The 19221-nt window shown below is 68.8% G+C and carries 16 protein-coding genes; 9 read left to right on the top strand and 7 right to left on the bottom strand.

Annotated features, from left to right (window positions below):
* Positions 1–53 precede the first annotated feature (53 nt).
* Genes DVW87_RS08655 through DVW87_RS08640 form a run of 4 tightly spaced genes read left to right on the top strand, consistent with a single transcriptional unit; the run spans position 54 to position 4017 of the window.
* Positions 54–347 (top strand): Hpt domain-containing protein, encoded by a 294-nt coding sequence (locus DVW87_RS08655; RefSeq protein WP_114687400.1) that lies wholly within the window; start codon positions 54–56, stop codon positions 345–347.
* Positions 348–390: 43 nt separating this feature from the next.
* Entirely contained in the window at positions 391–1572 is a 1182-nt protein-coding gene (locus DVW87_RS08650; protein WP_114687399.1) for a glycosyltransferase family protein, read from the top strand.
* Positions 1573–1606: 34 nt separating this feature from the next.
* Positions 1607–2668, top strand: a complete 1062-nt coding sequence (locus DVW87_RS08645) for a DUF2336 domain-containing protein (RefSeq protein ID WP_114687398.1) — start codon at positions 1607–1609, stop codon at positions 2666–2668.
* On the top strand, positions 2665–4017 hold the full coding sequence (locus DVW87_RS08640; protein ID WP_114687397.1) for a sensor histidine kinase: 1353 nt from the start codon (positions 2665–2667) through the stop codon (positions 4015–4017). The genes DVW87_RS08645 and DVW87_RS08640 overlap by 4 nt, the downstream gene beginning before the upstream one ends.
* Positions 4018–4021: 4 nt before the next feature.
* On the opposite strand, the gene DVW87_RS08635 is transcribed toward DVW87_RS08640, so the two are convergent.
* The 4 genes from DVW87_RS08635 to gltX are packed head-to-tail and all read right to left on the bottom strand — an operon-like array spanning position 4022 to position 7955.
* The gene (locus DVW87_RS08635) at positions 4022–5038 is read right to left on the bottom strand and encodes a D-cysteine desulfhydrase family protein (RefSeq protein WP_114687396.1); all 1017 of its coding nucleotides are present in this window, start codon (positions 5036–5038) and stop codon (positions 4022–4024) included.
* On the bottom strand, positions 5035–5229 hold the full coding sequence (locus tag DVW87_RS08630; RefSeq protein ID WP_114687395.1) for a hypothetical protein: 195 nt from the start codon (positions 5227–5229) through the stop codon (positions 5035–5037). The genes DVW87_RS08635 and DVW87_RS08630 overlap by 4 nt, the downstream gene beginning before the upstream one ends.
* Before the next feature lie 4 nt (positions 5230–5233).
* Complete coding sequence (locus tag DVW87_RS08625) at positions 5234–6508, bottom strand: citrate synthase (RefSeq protein WP_114687394.1); 1275 nt, start codon at positions 6506–6508, stop codon at positions 5234–5236.
* 22 nt (positions 6509–6530) lie between these two features.
* A complete protein-coding gene (gltX, locus tag DVW87_RS08620; protein WP_239017830.1) occupies positions 6531–7955 on the bottom strand; it encodes a glutamate--tRNA ligase in 1425 nt (474 codons plus the stop codon).
* Positions 7956–7983: 28 nt separating this feature from the next.
* Between gltX and DVW87_RS08615 the strand changes: the two genes are divergently transcribed.
* Both DVW87_RS08615 and DVW87_RS08610 read left to right on the top strand, forming a co-directional pair.
* Positions 7984–10251: a ComEC/Rec2 family competence protein gene (locus tag DVW87_RS08615; protein WP_114687393.1), complete on the top strand. Its 2268-nt coding sequence runs from the start codon at positions 7984–7986 to the stop codon at positions 10249–10251.
* Positions 10251–10517 (top strand): DUF4440 domain-containing protein, encoded by a 267-nt coding sequence (locus DVW87_RS08610; RefSeq protein ID WP_239017829.1) that lies wholly within the window; start codon positions 10251–10253, stop codon positions 10515–10517. Before DVW87_RS08615 ends, DVW87_RS08610 begins: the two co-directional genes overlap by 1 nt.
* 66 nt (positions 10518–10583) lie before the next feature.
* On the opposite strand, the gene DVW87_RS08605 is transcribed toward DVW87_RS08610, so the two are convergent.
* A complete protein-coding gene (locus DVW87_RS08605; RefSeq protein ID WP_181814782.1) occupies positions 10584–12359 on the bottom strand; it encodes a glycosyl hydrolase in 1776 nt (591 codons plus the stop codon).
* 339 nt (positions 12360–12698) lie between these two features.
* On the opposite strand from DVW87_RS08605, the gene DVW87_RS08600 reads away from it, so the two are divergent.
* The 3 genes from DVW87_RS08600 to DVW87_RS08590 are packed head-to-tail and all read left to right on the top strand — an operon-like array spanning position 12699 to position 16104.
* Positions 12699–13568: a glycosyltransferase family 2 protein gene (locus DVW87_RS08600; protein ID WP_114687390.1), complete on the top strand. Its 870-nt coding sequence runs from the start codon at positions 12699–12701 to the stop codon at positions 13566–13568.
* Between the two features lie 5 nt (positions 13569–13573).
* The gene (locus DVW87_RS08595) at positions 13574–14668 is read left to right on the top strand and encodes a glycosyltransferase family 4 protein (RefSeq protein ID WP_147276241.1); all 1095 of its coding nucleotides are present in this window, start codon (positions 13574–13576) and stop codon (positions 14666–14668) included.
* Complete coding sequence (locus tag DVW87_RS08590; protein ID WP_114687388.1) at positions 14668–16104, top strand: oligosaccharide flippase family protein; 1437 nt, start codon at positions 14668–14670, stop codon at positions 16102–16104. The genes DVW87_RS08595 and DVW87_RS08590 overlap by 1 nt, the downstream gene beginning before the upstream one ends.
* A 51-nt stretch (positions 16105–16155) precedes the next feature.
* Here DVW87_RS08590 and DVW87_RS08585 read toward each other — a convergent pair whose 3' ends face one another.
* On the bottom strand, positions 16156–17328 hold the full coding sequence (locus DVW87_RS08585) for a hypothetical protein (protein WP_114687387.1): 1173 nt from the start codon (positions 17326–17328) through the stop codon (positions 16156–16158).
* A 914-nt stretch (positions 17329–18242) separates the two neighbouring features.
* Positions 18243–18797: a hypothetical protein gene (locus DVW87_RS08580; protein ID WP_114687386.1), complete on the bottom strand. Its 555-nt coding sequence runs from the start codon at positions 18795–18797 to the stop codon at positions 18243–18245.
* Between the last annotated feature and the right edge of the window lie 424 nt (positions 18798–19221).

Here is a 19221-nt window from a genome sequence, read left to right as displayed (position 1 = left end):
GCACAAAGCGAATAGCGAACCCTTCGTTAAGCTGTGCGCGCTAGCATGCGACCATGGCTTATGATCCCGGACAGATCGACGCGACGCTCGCAGCCGCCGTTGGCGACGAACCCGGCCTCATCGCCGAACTGCGCGAGGCCTTTCTGGACAGCGCCAAGCGCACGCTGGCCGTGCTCGACGGCGCGAGCGATGCCGATGCCTGGCACACCGGCGCGGCGCGGCTGAAGGGCCTGGCCGCGAGTTTCGGCGCGGTGCGGCTGATGGCACTGGCGGACGAAGCCATGGCCGCGCCGCCGCGCGAGCCCGCGATGATGCGTCGCCTGCATCGAGCCGTTTCAAGGCTGTAACCGGGTTTACCTTTCCCTTCGCCTGGGCAACAGGCAAAGGATCATGCTCGCAGGACTGATCTTCGCCACCGGCGACGCCGAGGACCGACCGGGGGCGCTGGCCGCGACCCTGCCGTTCGGGGGGGTGACGCTGATCGAGTACCAGGCACGGCTGCTGGTGTCGGCGGGCGCGGCGCAGATCATCGTCGTCGTCGCGCGGCTGACCCCCGAATTGCTGGGCGCGATCAACCGCATCGCGCGGCGCGCTCCTGCCGTGGACGCGGTCCGCTCCGCCGCTGAGGCGCTGGAAAAGCTCCATCCGCTCGCGCGCGTGCTGGTGCTCGCCGACGGGCTGGTGACAACCGCCGACACGCTCGACATCCTGGCCGGGGAAGGGCGGGATGCCCTGCTCGTCACGCCGGACAGCGATCAGATGCCGGGGCTGGAGCGTGTCGGCGTGGCGACCGGCTGGGCAGGGCTGGCGCGGGTTTCCCCCAAGCGGCTGGCCGACGTGGCGTCGCTCCCCCGCGACTACGACTTTCAATCCACGCTGTTGCGGGTCGCGGCGCAGGCGGGCGCGGAGCAGGTGCGCCTTCCCGCGCGCGCCGGCGCCGGCGGCCATGGCATCGAGCGCAGTGCCCGGGCGCTGGCGGAGCGCGGCAACGCCGTGCTCGCCGCCCGCGTTGCGAATCGACAGCGCTGGGTGGAGCGCTGGGTCATCGCGCCGGTGGTGCGCCGCCTGGTGCCGCTTCTGACCAGCCGCGCCCTGCCGACCATCGCGGTGGCAGGGGGCGGCGCACTGCTGGCGGTTGCAGGGCTCGGCGGCCAGTGGCTCGGCTGGCTCGCGGTCGGCACGCTGCTGGCCGTGCTGGGCATCGCCGGCTTCTATACGGGCATTGCGCTGGCGTGGCTGCGCGACGAGGCGTCGATCGCACGGGCGCAGGCGGCGGCGGTGCTGGGCACCGTTGCGCTGGGCGCGCTGCTGGTCGGGCGCTGGTCCTGGCTGGAGACGGACAGTGCGGTCGGGCTCGTGCTCGCTCTCGGCGTGATCGCCGCCGCTGGCCTGGCCGAGCGCGCATCGAGCGAGCGGGGGCGGCGACGCTGGTGGGGCGCGCCGGCGGCCTATCCCATCGTCATGCTGGCTCCGCTGGCCGCAGGATGGCCGGTCGCGGCACTGACGCTGGCGGCGCTTTATGCGGTGGCGACGCTGGTGGCCGCTATCGAGACAGTGCGGGAAAAGCCTTAGGTCGCTTTTAACGACGAAAGGCGTAAGTCGGGGCATGTCGATCGATCCCCGTGACCCGCAAGCGCTTTTGACGCGCGCCGCGCGCGCCGATGCGCGCGCCGCGTCGCGTCTGGCGACGGCGATCGACGACTTCTTCCTTCCCGATGTCAACCGGCTGGACGATCGCACCAGGGCGGCGATCGGCGCGGCCATGGCCCGCGTCGTCGGCGCCGTGGAACAGGGCATCGCCCAACATGCCGCACGATTGCTCGCCGGGCGCGGCGCGCCGGAAGCGGCCACGGCGCTGCTGGCGGCGGAGCGGCCGGTGCTGGATCGGCTGGCCCATGCCGGCCTGCTGCGCGACGTCGAGTTGATGCGGGAGATCGAGGCGCGCGTGCGTCAGGATCTGCTCTCGGATGCGCTGCCGGGCGGCACGCCGGAGGGAGATGCTGCGGGCCTGCTGGCAAGGCTGGCGGCGCATTCCGACGCGGTGATCGCGCGCGCGGCAACCGCGCTGGTGGAGGCGGAGGGGCGCCGGCGCTTCGGCAGCGGCACAACGGAATTGCCGGCGGAGCTGCACCACCGCCTGGTATGGTGGACCGCGGCGGCGCTGCGCGAGCGGGTGGAGCGGCCGGATGCGCCACTCGACCGCGCGCTGGCGGAGGCCGCCACCCGCAGCCTTTCCGCGCATGACGAGGCGGACCGGGCCGAAGCGATCGGCTTGCGGCTGGCCGCGGCGATCGACGCGGATGCGGCGCAGCTTGCCGATCTGCTGCCCCAGGCGCTGGACGACCGGCGGCTGGCGCTGTTCGTGGCATTGCTGGCCCATGCCCTGGGCGTGGATTATGCGGAGGCCCGTGCCCTGGCGCTCGATCCGGAAGGCGATCGGCTGTGGCTTGTGCTGCGCGCGCTGGAGATCGGGCGGGAGGCGATCGCCCGCATCGGCCTCGCGCTCGCCGAGGGCGACCCGAGGCGCGATCTCGATGCCTTTGCCGATCGGATCGACGTGATCGCGGCCACGCCCGCCGACATCGCCCGAGAGGCGGTGGCGGGTCTGCGGTTGCATCCGGATTTTCGCGGCGCCATGCTCGCGCTTGCCCGGCGTCCTACGGCATGAGCGCGTTCGAGCCCGCCTCCACCGTGTTGCATGCCGTTCTCGATGGCGAGGGCCGGCTGTTGTCCGCCGACGCGCGCTTCCTGGAGTGGAACGCGCGCGCCGGGGGAGCGATCGGCGAGCCGCTCGGCTCCGCCCCGCTGGCGCGCCTCGTGCGGCTGGCGGCCCGGCTGCGTATCCTGATCTCGCGTCAGATCGTCGTCGCCGACCAGCGCGGTGACCTGGTGCTGTGGGCCCGCGCCGAACCGCGGGACGGCGGCGTGGCGCTGGCGATCACCGGGGTGGAGGAGCGCGCCGCCTGGATTCCAACGGACGAGTCCGCGCGCGAGTTCGTGGCAGCGGACGCGGAATGGATGTGGGAAACCGATGCCGCGTTGCGCCTCACGTTCCTTCCTGCGGCGGACTTGGCGAGGTATGGACTGGACGCCGCCGCGCTGCTCGGCGCGCCGTTGACGCGATTGTTCACCCTGGATGCGGGGGATGACGGGGCGCTGCCGATCCTGAACGGCATCGCGCTGCGCAGCGCCTTTGGCGACCAGCCGGCACGCCTTCGGGATGGCGGGCGACCGCTGCGCCTCAGCGCGGCTCCGCGCCTGGATCGTCACGGGCAGTTCGCCGGCTATATCGGCGGCGCGCGGGACGCAACGGAGGAGCCGGTACGGCCGGCCGCCGAGACGCTTTCCGGCGGTTTCACCGGGCGCCTCGACCGGGCGTTGCGGGGATCGCTCGATCGCATCATCGCCAACGCCGACAGCATCAACGCGCAGGCCGACGGGCCGCTCGCGCCCGATTATGTCGGCTATGCCGCGGACATCGCGCAGGCCGGGCGGCACCTGCTTGGGCTGGTGGGCGATCTTGCGGACCTGGAAGCGGTCGAGCGGCCGGATTTCACCATCGTCCCGGAAGTGATCGACCTGGCCGATCTGGCGCGCCGTGCCGCCGGCCTGCTCGCCGTGCGCGCCGGCGAGGGGGGCGTGCGGATCGATGCGCCCAAGCCGGACGAGGAGCTCCGGGCGCAGGGCGAGTTCGGGCGTGTGCTGCAGATCCTGGTCAACCTCCTGAGCAATGCGCTGCGCTATTCGCCGCGCGGCGCGATGGTCTGGATCCGTCTCGAGCAACTGGGCGAGATGGCTGCCGTGACCGTGGCCGACCAGGGCAAGGGGATCGCGATGGAAGATCAGGCGCGCATCTTCGGCAAGTTCGAGCGGGTCGATCCGCAGGAGGCGGGGGGATCGGGGCTGGGCCTGTACATCGCCCGCCGGCTCGCGCGCGCCATGGGCGGCGACCTTTCGGTCGATTCGGCTCCCGGCCAGGGTGCGCGGTTCGTGCTGACCCTGCCGCTGGCGAGCTGACCGGTCAGTTGCCGGAAAGCGCGTCCGGATAGGCGAACAGGCCGGGCGTGCCGCCGGTCATCACGAACAGCACGGCCTTGTCGCGCCACCCGCCCGATTTCGCCCGGTCCAGCAGGCCGGCGAACGCCTTTCCGCTATACACCGGATCGAGCAGCAGGCCTTCGGTTCGCGCGAGAAGGCGCAGCGCATCGACCATGGCGGCGGTCGGCGCGCCGTAAGCCTCGCCCCGTTGCGACCCGTCGACGCGGATATCGTCCGCCCCCAGGCAGCGATCCGGTGCCAGCAGCTGGAGCGCGGCGGCCGCGAGGCGCCGGGTTTCCGCGAGCGCCTCGTCGAGCGGCGCCAGAACGGTGAAGGACAGCACGCGCGCAGGATCGTCTCCCGCGGCTGCCAGGCCGGCGGCGAGCCCGGCATGGGTGCCCGAGCTGCCATTGGCGACGACGATCGCCTCGAAGCGGAGGCCCGCTTCCTCCTCCTGTTGCAGGATCTCCGCCGCGCATCGGGCATAGCCGAGGCACCCGAGCGGCGACGACCCGCCGTTGCCCACGACATAGGGGCGGCGGCCCTCCGCGGCGAGTTCCTGCGCGCGCGCCTGTGCTGCGGCGAGCGGATCGGCGCCCACCGGCAGGCGGTGCACGGTCGCACCGAACAGGTCGTCGAGCAGGAGATTGCCGTTGCCGCGATAGGCAGCGTCATGACGCGGCACGACATCCGCGAGCATCAGTTCGCAGGCCAGCCCCGCCCGGGCAGCGGCGGCGGCGCTCTGGCGGGCATGGTTCGACTGCAGGCCGCCGGTGGTGATAAAGGTGTCGCACCCGCGCGCCTGCGCGTCGGCGAGGAGGTATTCCAGCTTGCGCAGCTTGTTGCCGCCGCCGCCCAGGCCCATCAGATCGTCGCGTTTGGCATAGAGCCGGGCGCCGCCCAGCAGGTCTCCGGCACGGGCCTCCAGCCGGGAGAGGCGCTGGACCGGCGTCGTGCCCTCCAGCAGCGGGAAGCGCGCGATGCCGTCCAGCGCGCTCATCCCCGCCGCCGGCGTGCGCGAATCAGCAGCAGCACGCCGACCACGAGGAGGACAGCGCCGCGCCACGCCCATGGCCGCTGATCCAGCATGAAGCTGGATTGCGGCCAATGGACGAAACCAAGCCCCTGGCCGATCCACAGCAGCCCCATCGCGATGGCGAGGGCGGCCAGGATCGTCAGGGCAGGGCGCATCGGCTCAGCGCTCGCCGACCGGAACGTAGTCGCGCTGCGTCGGGCCGGTATAGAGCTGGCGCGGACGGCCGATCTTCTGCGCCGGATCGGTGATCATCTCGTTCCACTGCGCGATCCAGCCCACGGTGCGGGCCAGCGCGAACAGCGCGGTGAACATGGTGGTCGGGAAACCGATCGCCGACAGGATGATGCCCGAATAGAAATCCACGTTCGGGAACAGCTTCTTCTCGACGAAATACGGATCGTTGAGCGCGATCTCTTCGAGGCGCAGCGCCGTCTCGAATACGGGATCGGAAACCTTCAGGCTGTCGAACACCTCGCGCACCGTCTTCTGCATCACGGTCGCGCGCGGATCGTAGTTCTTGTACACGCGGTGGCCGAAACCCATCAGGCGGAACGGATCGTTCTTGTCCTTGGCGCGGGCGATATATTCCGGGATGCGGTCGGGCGTGCCGATCTCGCGCAGCATGTTCAGCGCCGCTTCGTTGGCGCCGCCATGCGCCGGGCCCCACAGGCAGGCGATGCCCGCCGCGATGCAGGCGAAGGGGTTCGCCCCCGACGAGCCGGCAAGGCGCACGGTGGAGGTGGAGGCGTTCTGCTCGTGATCGGCGTGAAGGATGAAGATCCGGTCCATCGCGCGCTCGACGATCGGGTTGACCTCATATTCCTCGGCCGGCACGCCGAACGTCATGCGCAGGAAGTTGCCGGTGTAGCTCAGCTTGTTGTCCGGGTAGAGGAACGGCTGGCCGACGCTGTACTTGTACGCCATCGCCGCGATCGTCGGCATCTTGGCGATCAGCCGGTGCGACGCGATCATGCGCTGCTGCGGATCGGTGATGTCGGTGGAATCATGGTAAAAGGCCGACAGCGCGCCCACCACGCCGCACATCACCGCCATCGGGTGCGCGTCGCGACGGAAGCCGCGATAGAAGGTCGCCAGCTGTTCGTGCAGCATGGTGTGGCGGGTGATGGTGCTGGTGAAGCCGTCCAGCTCGCCCTGGTTCGGCAGCTCGCCGTTCAGGAGGAGATAGGCGACCTCCATGAAGCTCGACTGCTCGGCCAGCTGCCCGATCGGGTAGCCGCGGTGCAGCAGCACGCCTTCGTCGCCATCGATATAGGTCAGCGCCGATTCGCAGCTCGCCGTCGAGGTGAAGCCGGGATCGTAGGTGAACATGCCGGTGTCGGCGTAGAACTTGCGGATGTCGACCACGTCGGGGCCGACGGAGCCGGACAGCACCTTGTAGTCGTGGCCCGCCATCGGGGTGGTGTTCTCGCTCATGGCTGTTCCTCTTGGCAATCGGTTATTTGGCCATCCGGTCGGCGATCCGGCCGAGGCTTTCGGCGCGCCCGAGCAGCACGAGCACGTCGAAGATGCCCGGCGAGGTCTTGCGGCCGGTAAGCGCGGCGCGAAGCGGCTGGGCCACTTGCCCCAGCTTCACACCCGCGTCCTCGGCCACCTGCCGCACCGCAGCGTCGAGCGTCTCCGTATCCCAGTTGGCCCCCGCGTCAAGCGCCGCGTGCACCCGCGCGAGCAGCGCCGGTGCGTCTCCGGCGAGCAGGGCCGAAGCGGCTTGATCGGGCTCAAGCGGACGTTTCGCGAAGAGAAAGGCGGCGTTCTCGGCCAGTTCGTTCAGATTGGCCGCGCGGACCTTCAGAACGGGCATCGCCTGCGTCAGAAGCGGCAACGCATCGTCACCTTCCGGCCGGCGGGCGGCAACCAGCGCGGCGAGCCGCGCGTCATCCGCCTCGCGGATGTAATGGCCGTTCAGGTTCTCCAGCTTCTTCAGGTCGAAGCGCGCCGGGCTCTTGCCCACGCCCGCGAGATCGAACCACTCCGTGGCCTGCGCGCGGGTGATGATCTCCGCATCGCCGTGCCCCCAGCCGAGCCGCAGCAGGTAATTGTCGAGCGCTTCGGGCAGGATGCCCAGCTCGTCGCGATAGGCGTCCACGCCCAGCGCGCCGTGCCGCTTCGACAGCTTCGCGCCGTCCGCACCGTGGATAAGCGGGATATGGGCGTAGGTCGGCTCGGCCCAGCCCATCGCGCGATAGATCGGCAGCTGGCGGAAGGCGTTGTTCAGATGGTCGTCGCCGCGGATCACATGGGTGACGCCCATGTCGTGGTCGTCCACGACGACCGCCAGCATGTAGGTCGGCGTGCCGTCCGACCGCAGCAGGATCAGGTCGTCCAGCTCGGCATTCTGCACCGTCACCGAACCCTGCACCTGGTCGTCGATCGTGGTCGCGCCCTCGCGCGGCGCCTTCAGGCGAACGACAAAGGGCTGGTCGGCCGGGCCTTCGCTCGCATCACGGTCGCGCCACGGCGAGCGGATGCGCAAGGGGCGCTTGGCGGCTTCGGCCTCGGCACGTTGCGCGGCGATCTCTTCCTGGGTCATCCAGCAGCGATAGGCGGTGCCGCCTGCCACCATCTGGTGCGCGACCTCGGCGTGGCGATCCGCGCGCGAGAACTGGAACACGGCGTCGCCGTCCCAATCGAGGCCGAGCCAGGTCATGCCATCCACGATCGCGTCTATCGCGCCTTGGGTGGAGCGGACGCGATCGGTGTCCTCGATGCGCAGCAGGAACGTGCCGCCGTGATGGCGGGCGTAGAGCCAGTTGAACAACGCCGTGCGCGCGCCGCCGATGTGCAGGTAACCCGTGGGCGACGGGGCGAAACGGGTGACGACGGCGCCGGAGCTGCGCGTCGCGAGATCAGATGTTGCGCTCAACCGCGCGGTCTCCCAGACTTCGGAATCGATGGCCAGTTCAGCCGCCGAGGCCCCTAGCACGCAGGTGCCCCGCATCCAAACCTGGCGCCCCGCCCGTCCGCGCCCGGGCGGGTGGCGCGACGCCCCCGAGCTGTGGCTGGAGGCGGAGCGCGACCAGCTGGTGCTGTGGATCCCCGTGGCGCTGGGCGTGGGCATCGCCTGCTGGTTCGTGCTGCCGACCCGCGCGCAGTGGCTGGCCGCGCTCCTGGCGGCAGGAGCGGTCGGCTGCGCGGCGCTGGCGCTCGGCCGAGGAGGGCGGCTGGCGCGGGCGGTGGCGGTGGCCGCCGCCCTGTTCGCGTGCGGTCTGGCGCTGATCTGGGTGCGGGCGGAGCGCGTCGCCGGCCCGCCACTCGTCCGGCCGACGATTGCGGAGTTCGAGGCCCGGGTGGAACGGGTGGACCCTCTCCCCGCGCGCGAGCTGGTGCGGTTGCGGCTTGCCCCCGATCCGGCCGCGAAGCTGCCGGCGCATGTCCGCGTGAACCTGTCGACCGGGGACATGCCGCAAGGGCTGGCGGCGGGCGCCACGATCCGGCTGCGTGCCCGCCTGATGCCGCCGCCCGAGCCTGCCGTGCCGGGCGCTTACGACTATGGCCGTGTCGCGTGGTTCGACGGGATCGGCGCCACCGGGCGGGGCTTTGCGCCGGTGAAGGTGCTGCGGGCCGGAAGCGACGCGGCCGGCGGCCCGCGGCAGAGGCTTTCGCGCCACATCCAGGATCGCTCGCCCGGTGGGGCGGGGGCGGTGGCGGCGGCGCTCGCCACCGGAGACCAGGGGGCGATCCCGATCGAGGATGCCGACGCGATGCGCAACTCGGGGCTGGCGCACCTGCTGTCCGTCAGCGGGCTGCACATCACCGCAGTGGTCGGCGCCACCATGGTGATCGTGCTGCGCCTGCTCGCGCTCAGCCCGTGGCTCGCCATGCGCTGGCGGTTGCCGCTGGTGGCCGGCGGCGCGGGGGCGGTGGCGGCGATCGGCTATACCTGGCTGACGGGCGCGGAAGTGCCCACCGTTCGCTCCTGCGTGGCGGCCTTGCTGGTGCTGGCCGCGCTCGCGCTGGGGCGCCACGCGATAACCCTGCGGCTGGTCGCGGCCGGTGCGCTGGTCGTCCTGCTCCTTTATCCGGAAGCGATCGCCGGGCCCAGCTTTCAGCTTTCCTTCGCTGCCGTCACCGCGATCGTCGCTCTGCACGAACAACCGCGGGTGGCCGCGCTGTTTGCCCGGGCGGAGGAATCGCGCGGGCGGCGTCTTTTGCGGCACCTCGGCTCCTTGCTGCTGACGGGCGTGGTGGTGGAACTGGCGCTGATGCCGATCGGCCTGTTCCACTTCCACAAGGCCGGGTTGTACGGCGCGCTGGCCAACATCGTCGCCATCCCGCTGACGACGTTCGTCACCATGCCGCTGGAAGCGCTGGCGCTGCTCCTCGACCCGCTGGGGCTGGCCGCGCCGTTCTGGTGGGGGATGACGTGGTCGCTGGAGCTGCTGCTGTGGATCGCGCACCGGGTGAGTTCGCTGCCGGGGGCGGTGGCGGCGCTGCCGGCGATGCCGTCGGGCGCCTATGCGCTGGTGGTCGCAGGCGGGCTGTGGGTCGCCTTGTGGCGAACGCGGTGGCGGGCGATGGGGTGGTTGCCGGTGCTCGCCGGGCTCGCCTGGACGTGGGCGACTCCGGCGCCGGACCTGCTGGTGACCGGCGACGGGCGGCACCTGGGCGTGCGCATGGCGGATGGCGCGGTGGCGCTGCTGCGCGATCGCACGGGCGACTATGCCAGCGACACGCTGAGCGAGAATGCCGGCGGGCAGGGCACGCCGCTGCTGCTTTCCGGCCATCCCGAGGCCCGCTGCAACCGCGACCTGTGCCTGGTGCGACGCCGGGCGGGCGGACGCGAGTGGCGGGTGCTGGCCACCCGCAGCGCCTATCTGGTCCCGGTCGCCGACCTGATCCGGGCGTGCCGCACGGCGGATATCGTCGTCAGCGAACGCCGCCTGCCGCGCGGCTGCACCCCGCGCTGGCTGCGGCTGGACGCACCGACCCTTCGCCGCACCGGCGGCGTCGCCGTCTCCCTGGCGACGCGCACCGTCGCCACCGTGCGCGAGCCCGGCGACGAGCATCCGTGGCGGAACGGCGCGCCTGCCGCTTCGTTGGCGCCCCGCAGCAGCGACGGAGAGAGAAAGTGGAAGACGGGCGCGTTTGGGCTTTCGAGGAAAGCCTCTGGACCGGCGATGCGGAGAATTATCGGGAGAAGATCGACGACGAATGCCTGATGGCGCTGCCCACCAAGCCGTTCGTGTTCACCGGGCAGCAGGCGATCGAGGCGGTGTCGAACACGCCGCGCTGGAGCGAGGTCCGCTTCTCCGACCAGCAGATCGCCCGCCCACAGGAAGGCCTGATCGTGATCGCCTATGCAGCGGAAGCACACCGGGGAGATGAGGTCTACCAGACCTATTGCACCTCCACCTACCGCCGGCTGAGCCACGAGGAATGGCGCGTGGTCCAGCATACGCAGGTGCTGCCGCCCACGGCGGAGTGACAGCGGAAACCAGCGGCAGCGGCGGAGAGCGAATGCTTCTCCGCCGCGACAATCCAGAGCTTCAGTTCAACTGGTGCACGAGAGGGTCGCACCGCGGCCGCGCTGCGACAGAACAGCGCGATAGCTGAAGGAGTCCCCGCCATATGTCTTGTTCGGACCGAAGCTGAGATCCAGCCGATCCCCGGCGTTCAGATTGACCAGCAGCGCATGGATCTCCGACTTGGCGGTGGTCACGCCCGAGGCGAGCAGCGTGCCGTTCTTCTCGATGCGGTAATCCACGCCATCGCCCGACACCGTCTTGGTGAAGCAGGCCTCCAGATCGAACTGGCCCGTCATGGGTGCGGTGTAGCGCATGATCGCGCGCATCGGATTGGCTCCATCTCCGGCGGGCGCGGCGGTGGTGTTGTTGATGCGTAGCGGCTTGGACCAGCGATCCCCGTAATAGCTGGTGAAATCGTTGTCGAAGATCGGCAGGCTGATGTCCTTGCCGTCCTTGCCGCGGCGCCAGTAGCTCCACGGTGCCGATCCGTATTGGAGCAGCGTGTCGGCGACCGTCGCCGACGCACCGAGCGAATAGCCGCTCGCGCCCTCCACCAGGATCGGATCCGCGCCGATCGTGACGCTGTTGCCGCCCAAGCCGCTGCCCAGCATGTCGCGCAGCACGGGGTTGCCCGAGAAGGTGATGGTGCGCGGCGAGCCCCACACCACCCAGCGGTCGGCGCCGGCGCGATAGAGATAGACCAGATTGTCGCCGGTATCGACACGCACCGCGCGACCCGCGCTGAGAACGCGCTGGGTCACGGCGGCATAGGCAGCGCCGGTCGGCTTCATCGTCTTGGCCGTGAACAGGCCCATGTTCGGGAAGCTAGACTGGTCCACCAGCGCGTACCAGAAGGCGCGATCCACGCCGGACGCGGACAACTGCACCGCCGATTTGATCAGGCCCGATGCGTTACGGCGCTGGTCGGCATAGTTGTAGGAGAACTCGGTTGCCCAGATCGGCACGACCTTGCCGTACTTGGCCATCACCTGCCTGAGGTTGGCGATCTCGCCGTCGATGCCCTCGCCATCGTTGCGGTAAGGGTGCACGGCAACCGCATCCATGTAATTGAGCGCACCCGCCGCGAAGAGCGTCTCCAGAAATCCCGTGCCGATCGCGTTGGTGGAGCCGCCCAGGATCGAGACATCGGCGAATTGCGGCTTCACCGTCGCATACAGCGTCTGGAGCAGGGCGACATAGGTCGAAGCCTTGCTGACGCCGGCCGGGTAAACGAGGCCGCTGCTGTTGTTGATCTCGTTCCCGACCTCGATGGCGGTGATGCAGCCCTTGTAGTTGGCCAGCAATGCGGCGACATACCGGGCGTAGGCAGCGCGGCCCTGATCGGTGTAGACCGACGATCCGCCGTCATAGATCGGGTTCTGCGGCTGGATCGTGAGGCTGAGCTTGCCGCCCTGCGCACAGAAATTTGCCAGCGAGGCCGGCGCGCGGGAGAATTCATACACGCCCGGCGTCCGCTCGATGCTGGTCCAGGTCACCGTGTCGCGCAGCGCCGGTGCCTGGACCTGGTTCGCAAAGCCGAGCCAGGCCGGGTTCCAGCCCTGGCTGAAATGGGTCTGCACGCCGAACATCATGGGCGTACCGGGCGCTCCGATGAGGCCCCACCAAGCCGAATTCGCGGCCGGACCGGCGGCGGTGCTGCCCATGGCGGAGGAGGAAGGCACGCTCGCCGCGTTCTGCCCGGCAGCGGACACCACCGTGATCGTCGGCGCCACGCTTGCGGCCGATTGGGCGGCGGCATAGGCGGCAAGCGCCCAAAGGCTGCCGCCGGCGAGAGTCGTCACCAGGGCCATCTTGGCCCGCTTGCTGATATGCATATTTGTTTCGCCCGTGCTGGTTGCGGCAGGCAAGAGCCCCCCCGCCGTCCCGAGGCGAAATACGGGCAGAACGGAATTTTTCCGTGAAACTCTGCGGTTTACGAGGATTGATCGAGCAGGGTTTAGGCCGCGTTAGGCACGCCCCGGTGCGGCCGAAAACCCCTGCTGCCGCGCGGCGGGGGTGACAAGCGGCAGGGCTTCAGCGGGAGCGGTGGTTAAAGGTGTTGCAAGAGGTTCATGGCAGGCGCCGCTTGCCAAGCGCGGGCTGGACGGGGTAGCGGCGCGTGATCGTTCGGGGGAACCAGCATGCCCAGGTTGTACGTGATCATCGCGACGGTCGGTCGCGCTGACCTGACACGGCGAACGGTCGCATTGCTGCACGACCAGACGCGACCGCCGGATGGAGTGGTCGTCGTCGGCGCAGCCCCCGCGGACATCGAGGGCGTGGCGGACGCCGCCGGACGGGTGGAAGCGATCATCGGCGACCGTGGCCTTCCGCGCCAGCGCAACCGCGGCCTGGATGCGGTGAACGGGCGCGCCGATCTGGTGGTGTTCTTCGATGACGATTTCGTGCCCGCGCCCGACTATCTGGAGCAGGTAGAGGCGCTTTTCACCGAGTTCCCCGACGTCTCGGGCATCACCGGCAACCTGATCGCGGACGGGATCAATGCCGGCGGTTTCTCCCTGGAACAGGCGCGGGAACTGGTCGCCAACGGCGCCGCGGCGATGGATGCGGCGGTTAAGCCGCGCTCGGCGCTTTATGGCTGCAACATGGCCATCCGGCTTTCGGCGGCACAGGGGCTTCGGTTTGACGAGAAGTTGCCGCTGTACGGCTGGCTGGAAGACATCGACTTCACCGTTCTTCTCGGCAGGCGCGGGCGCCTGATCTCCAGCGGGCGCGTGACGGGCGTCCATATGGGCGTGAAGGGCGGGCGCACCTCGGGGCGCAAGCTCGGCTATTCGCAGGTCGCCAACGTCGTCTATCTGTACCGCAAGGGCTCGATGCAACCCGGACTGGGGCGCAAGCTGCTCCTCAACAACGTGGTGTCGAACCTCGTGAAGAGCCTGCGGCCGGAGCCGGATATCGACCGCCGCGGCCGCTTGTACGGCAACGCGCTCGCGATCGCGGACGTGCTGCGCGGCCGCGTTGATCCGCGCCGCATCGAGCGGCTGTGACCGGCATGGCGCCGACCAACTTCAAGCCGCTCCTCTTCAACGGCAAATTCTACGCCGGTGCGCTGAACGGCGTGCACCGCGTGGCCGACCGGCTGATCCGCGAATGCGATGCACGGCTTGCCGCGATGCCGGAGCGGCAGCGACCCCCTGCTCGGCTGCTGGTGCCGGCGCGGCGGACATGGGAGCCCGAGCTCACCGCGATCGAGCTGGTGGAGGTGGCCGGGGCCGACAGCCAGGCATGGGAGCAAATGCGCCTGCCCGCCGCGGCGGCCGATGGCGTGTTGGTCAACCTCGCCAATCTCGCGCCCGTGCGCGCGCGGCGCCAGCTCCTGCTGCTCCATGATGCGCAGTTCCTCTTCCCCGACAGCGGCTATCCGCTCAAGCAGCGGCTTGGATATCGCTGGCTGACGCCCTTGATGGCACGGCGCAGCTCGGTTGTGCTGACGGTGTCCAGCTACTCGCGGCAGATGCTGGAGCTGCTGGGCGTGGCACCGCGCACCAAGACAGCGGTGCTGTACAACGGCGCCGACCACATTCTCGATGTCGAGCCGGATCCCGCCGCCCTTCAGCGGCTGGGGCTGATGCCGGGCGGCTATGCCCTCGCATTCGGCAGTCCCAAGGGGTACAAGAACAACGCGGTGCTGTTCGCCGCCTTTGCCGATGGCGCAATGCAGCCGCGTCGGCTGGTGATCGTGGGGCCGGACCGTGCGGCGCTGGAACGCGCTGGCTTGACGCCGCCTGCGGATACCGTCTTTGCGGGACGCTGCGACGATGCGGCCTTGCGCACGCTCTACGCCGGCGCCCATGCGGTGCTGGTTCCCTCGCGCACCGAGGGGTTCGGCCTTCCGCCACTCGAAGCGATGCTGTGCGGCGCACCCGCGGTGATCGCACCGGCGGGGGCGCTGCCCGAGATCTGCCGCGACGCCGCGGTCTATGCGGACGTGGACGATCCGCTTGCCTGGCGCGAGGCGATCCGGGCGCTGGACGATCCTGCGCTCCGCACTGCCAAGCTGGCAGCGGGTCAGGCGCGAGCCGCGCAATTCACCTGGGCGCGCGCGGGCGATCAATTGTTCGCGCGCCTGCTCGATCTCGCCCGCTGATGCGCGCCGGCTTGCGCAGCGCAGCCGCTGCGTTCCTGGCGATGGGATCGCGGGCAAGCAGCCAGTTCTTCCTGATCGCGGTCACGCTTGTCGCGACCCGCTATCTGTCGCCGGCCGATTTCGGCGTCTTCGCGATCGCCACTGCCTTTGTCACGCTGGCACGCACGCTGCTATATACCGGACCGTTCGAATATCTGATGAAGGCCAAGGACCTGGACGGTTGCGTTGTCGAGTGTCTGGTTGGCAACGCGCTGATGGCCACGATCGCCGGCCTCGTCCTGCTGCTGCTCGCCGGCGCATCTCCCTGGCTGTTCTCCTCTCCTGATGTCGCATGGCTGATGCTGGTGTTGATCCCCAGCAATTTCGTGGCCGCGTTCGCCAGCTGGGAAGAGGCGCTGCTCCTGCGAAAGGGGAGCGTGCGCGCTTATTATGTCAGCACCACCCTGGTGGAGCTGGCCAGCTCGCTGGCCGCGATCGGCCTGCTTGTCGCCGGCTGGAAGCTGGCCGCGCTCGTGGTGCAGATCTACCTGCGGCTGGTCCTGCTCGCGATCGCCTACCGATTGCAGGTCCGCCCGCCCTCGCTGCACCGCCCGGACATGGCCGTGGTCGGCACGGTCGCGCGCTGGTCCAACAGTCGCTACGGTGCGACGTTCGTCTCGTTCCTGTCGAACTATAGTGGCGACTTGATTTTGGGCGCGTTTCTATCGCCCGCGGCGACGGGCCTGTTTCGCGCCAGCAACCGCGTCGTCACCGCTGCGTCGGACATGTTCAGCCAGCCCGCACGCCTGCTCGCGATGACCGGATTGTCGCACCGCTTCGCCCAGGGCAAGCCGGCGGATGGCGACTGGTTTGCGATGTTCGTCGGCATCGCCTTTATCGGCTGGCCCGCGCTGATCGGCGTAGCGATGCTGGGCGACTGGCTGGCGCCGGTGGCCCTCGGACCGCGCTGGGCCGGCGCTGGCCCGGCCATCGCCATCCTGGCCTGTGCGCGGCTCTGGACGATCCTGACGGCGGTCACCTCCTCCTTGCTCGTCGCCTATGACCGGCAGCGCCGCGTGCTCGCCAACCAGCTTGCTACCGCCATCGGCGTTGCCGCCTTGACCGTGGCGCTGTCGCCCTGGGGCGTGACCGGCGCGGCGGTCGCGTCGCTGGTGGTGACCGCCGCGACCACCCTGTGGCTGGTGGCTGACGCCTTGCGCGTGGGGCAGGTGAGCAAGGCGCGGTGGCGACGCCTGCTGCCGACCCTCGGCCTGCCCATGGTGTTCACTTCGATTGCCGTGCTGGGTGGTCGCGCGGTTGCACCCGAGATCGCGCGGAGCCCGCCGGTGCAATTGGCCGTTGCGGTTGCGTGCGGGGCGCTTGGCTGGTTGATGGCGGTCGTGCTGGTCCGTCGCGAGGCGCTGCGCTCGCTGCGACTTCTCACCCATCGCGGCTGAGCGTCCAAACGGAGAGAGGCTGGGGAGCGGGGTCCGCAAACGCCTCCTCTTTTAACGTCCGATCGCGTTCAGGATGCGCCATCTCAGCAGAAGGGCGAGCCACGCGGTCAGCAGCATCTGGAGTCCCGCTCCCACCAACCCGAAAAGTGCGATGCTGGCTATCCCGATCAACGGCGCGGCGATCAGTCCGATAAGATTGACCCGTACCCAGCCAGCATCATCCCCCGTGCTCGCCAAGGCCATCTGCAGCACGTCGGCCTGCAGCCGGACGACCGATGCGGCGATCATGAGGGCGGCCAGGCCGAGGATTTCCGTGCCATGGCCGATATGCACGACGGGCAGCAGTGCCACGAGGGTCACGAACAACGCGCCGCCCAGCAGGAGTGAGAGCCGAAGCGTCTGCCGCTGTCCTGCGTGCAATATCTCCTGCCAGGATGCGCCTTCTTGTCCATGGCTCGACACAAGTGCGGGCGTTAAGTGGTTGAAAACTGCGGCCTGGACGAGCGGAACGACCGCATTGGTGAAGCCCCACAGAAATACAAAGGCGCCCGCGGCCGTCACGCCGGCCAGCGCCGAGACGAGGTAACGGTCGCTGTAGATCATGCCAACCTGGCCCAGATCGGCGAGATAGGCGAGCGGCATGGCCGCCGGCGCCGCGCGCATCCACATCCAGTCGATCGTGGTTCCGGCAGCGGCCCGCAGGTCCGGCCGCCGCATCGCCGCGGCAACCGCGACCGCAACTCCCGCAACCAGACCTGCGGCCCAGCCGGCAAAGACAAGGTCGAGGGATCGATATGCCTTGTCCAGCACTCCCAGCGTTACCACCGGCAGCACCCATCCGCCGGCGCGGGCAAACAGCAACGCGTTGGCCGCCACCGGGCGCCGCCGTGAAACGAGGCCCTCGTGAAGATCATAGATAATCGGCTCAAGCAGCAGAATCATCGCCACCGCCCAATGCATCAGCAGCGAGCGCGGATCAGCCTCGGCCAGCGTCAGCGCCCCCGCGCCGATCAGGACCGCGCTCATGATCGCGCGAAGAAGCAGCCGATCGCGCAGGCGCCGGGCCGCGTCGCCAGGCTGTGCCCTCACCAGGTAGCGATGGATCGGCTGATCGAGACCGAGACCGGTGAGCGCGGTCAGTGCCGCCGATCCGCCCACGACGAACCCGTATGCCGCCGCCGCCTGCAAACCCAGGAACCGGGCAACATAGAGCGTCAGCACCATGCGGCCGGCGAGGCCAAGCAGGCGCAGTCCGGCGCTGACAGAAGGCAGGGGCCGGGCACGACCAGCGAAAGGGCGGAAGATGGTGCTCCCCGGTTCGGAAGAATGGACGAGTTCTCATAGGCCGATCTGTTCCGCCCGAACAGCGCCATCGATGGAGGACAGGCAGGATGGCGCTTCGGACGGCGTGGTTCCGGCACGTAGCCGGATCAACGCGCCGCGGGTGCAAGGCGGTGAGCCCGTCGAGCAAGGCCTGACGCACTTGTTCCTCTTTGGCGCGCAAGGCCGCTCAAGCTTCCGCGATGGCTCAGCCGTGCGATTGAGGAATGTTTTCGCTGATCCGCAATCGGAGGATCAGCGTCGACGAGATGGGGCGTGCGAGTCCCCAAACCGGTGATCCGCGTCGAAAGGCGTGCGTATCGCCATCCAGACGAGCGGGAGGCGCCACCGGGGCTCATTGCATCCCGCGATCGACGAGGCGTTACATGCAAAGGCGCACCAAGGCTCGTACGGCGAGCGGTGATGTGGCTGAAAGAGAGAGAGAGAGCCATTTCCCCCGGCGATCGGCATGATTGAGGCGATCTGTGGCGAGGAGATGGAGAAGGCCGGTTAGGGCGGCTCCCCCCGCTGCCAAGCCTTGAACCAGCCATGCTACAGGCGCGGGTGGCGTACGCACGAGTGAGGCACGGCACGTCTCCGCGACTGCGCTCGCCTATATCGGGTGACCTGGCGAGTTGCGGGACTCCGGGGGCGTTCGTCTGGCGATCACCGCCCCGCGGGAAAGCACCTGATCTGAGGCGTCGCGGAGGCGCGATGCTTGGGTGCATAAAAGCGGCAACTTATAGGTAATCAAATAGGCCGGGTATGACCCCGGCCTATTCTACCGCGAACTTGCAAGTTCGTGGTTGCAAGTTCGGTTAAATCAAGACGCCCGTCTCTTCGATCCGGGAGTAGAGATCGGCGGCGCTGATCACAGTGTTCTCGTAATTGACGGACTGGCCAGCAGCGTCCGTCGTGATGTTACGGAACGTGAATTGCTCCGCACCGTAGAACGTGACGGCGTCTCCGTGAGCCATCCCGTTCGCGTCCGTCTCGCCCAGATACTGGATCTTGATGCCGCCATCCGAGCGGAGCGAGAACACATAATCGGTGATCGCGTGGGTGAGGAACACCTGATCGAAGTCGTTGGGACCATCGCCCATCTTCACGATCCCGTTCAGATCCTTGAGCGTGGTGTTGGTGCCGAAGACAAACAGATCGTCGCCAGCGCCCAGGTTGATGACCTGATCCTTGTCGCGCTCGAGATCGTAGAGGGTCGCGCGGTCGGCGCCGGTCGAGCCGGTCACATAGCCAGCCCGCGTCTCGGTCGGCAAGACATAGGAGGTGCCGTTCGCCGTGCTGGTCGGCGTGACGTCTGCGCCCGGGCGCGGCTCAGCCGAAAGCGTATTCGGATCGGTGATCGTGAAAGGCATGGTTTTTCTCCCTAAGAGCAAAGAACGTTAACCAGATGCACGCGGCACACCCGGCTCTATTCCACCTGTTTCGCCCCTGATGTGCGCGTAGGTGCCAGAGCTTGGCTCGCGATGGCCCGGGATCGCTCCCATCCTCATCGTCGTCGTGAACCGCGCTCTCCGCTGGGAATGGCCTTACGCACATCTTCGTAAATCGCCAAGTAACTTTTAATCCAATATTAACCAACTCGCAGGAAGGGTGACGGATCAATACCGCTGAATCTCAGTGTTTTCGGCAGAAAAGGAGCCGAAATCGCGCGCGGGAGCGAACGGAGTCCATTTCGCTATTGTGTCCCAAACAGGGGCAGTTAGTGGCCCCAATGCTTGGAGATGCGGCGAGTCGGCACCTTTTCGTCAAGTTTAGAGCGGTCGAGTCGCAAGTGAT

The sequence above is a fragment of the Sphingomonas aracearum genome (genome assembly GCF_003345355.1).
GTDB classification, from domain to species: domain Bacteria; phylum Pseudomonadota; class Alphaproteobacteria; order Sphingomonadales; family Sphingomonadaceae; genus Sphingomonas; species Sphingomonas aracearum.
This window is presented reverse-complemented; position numbering and strand designations above follow the sequence as displayed.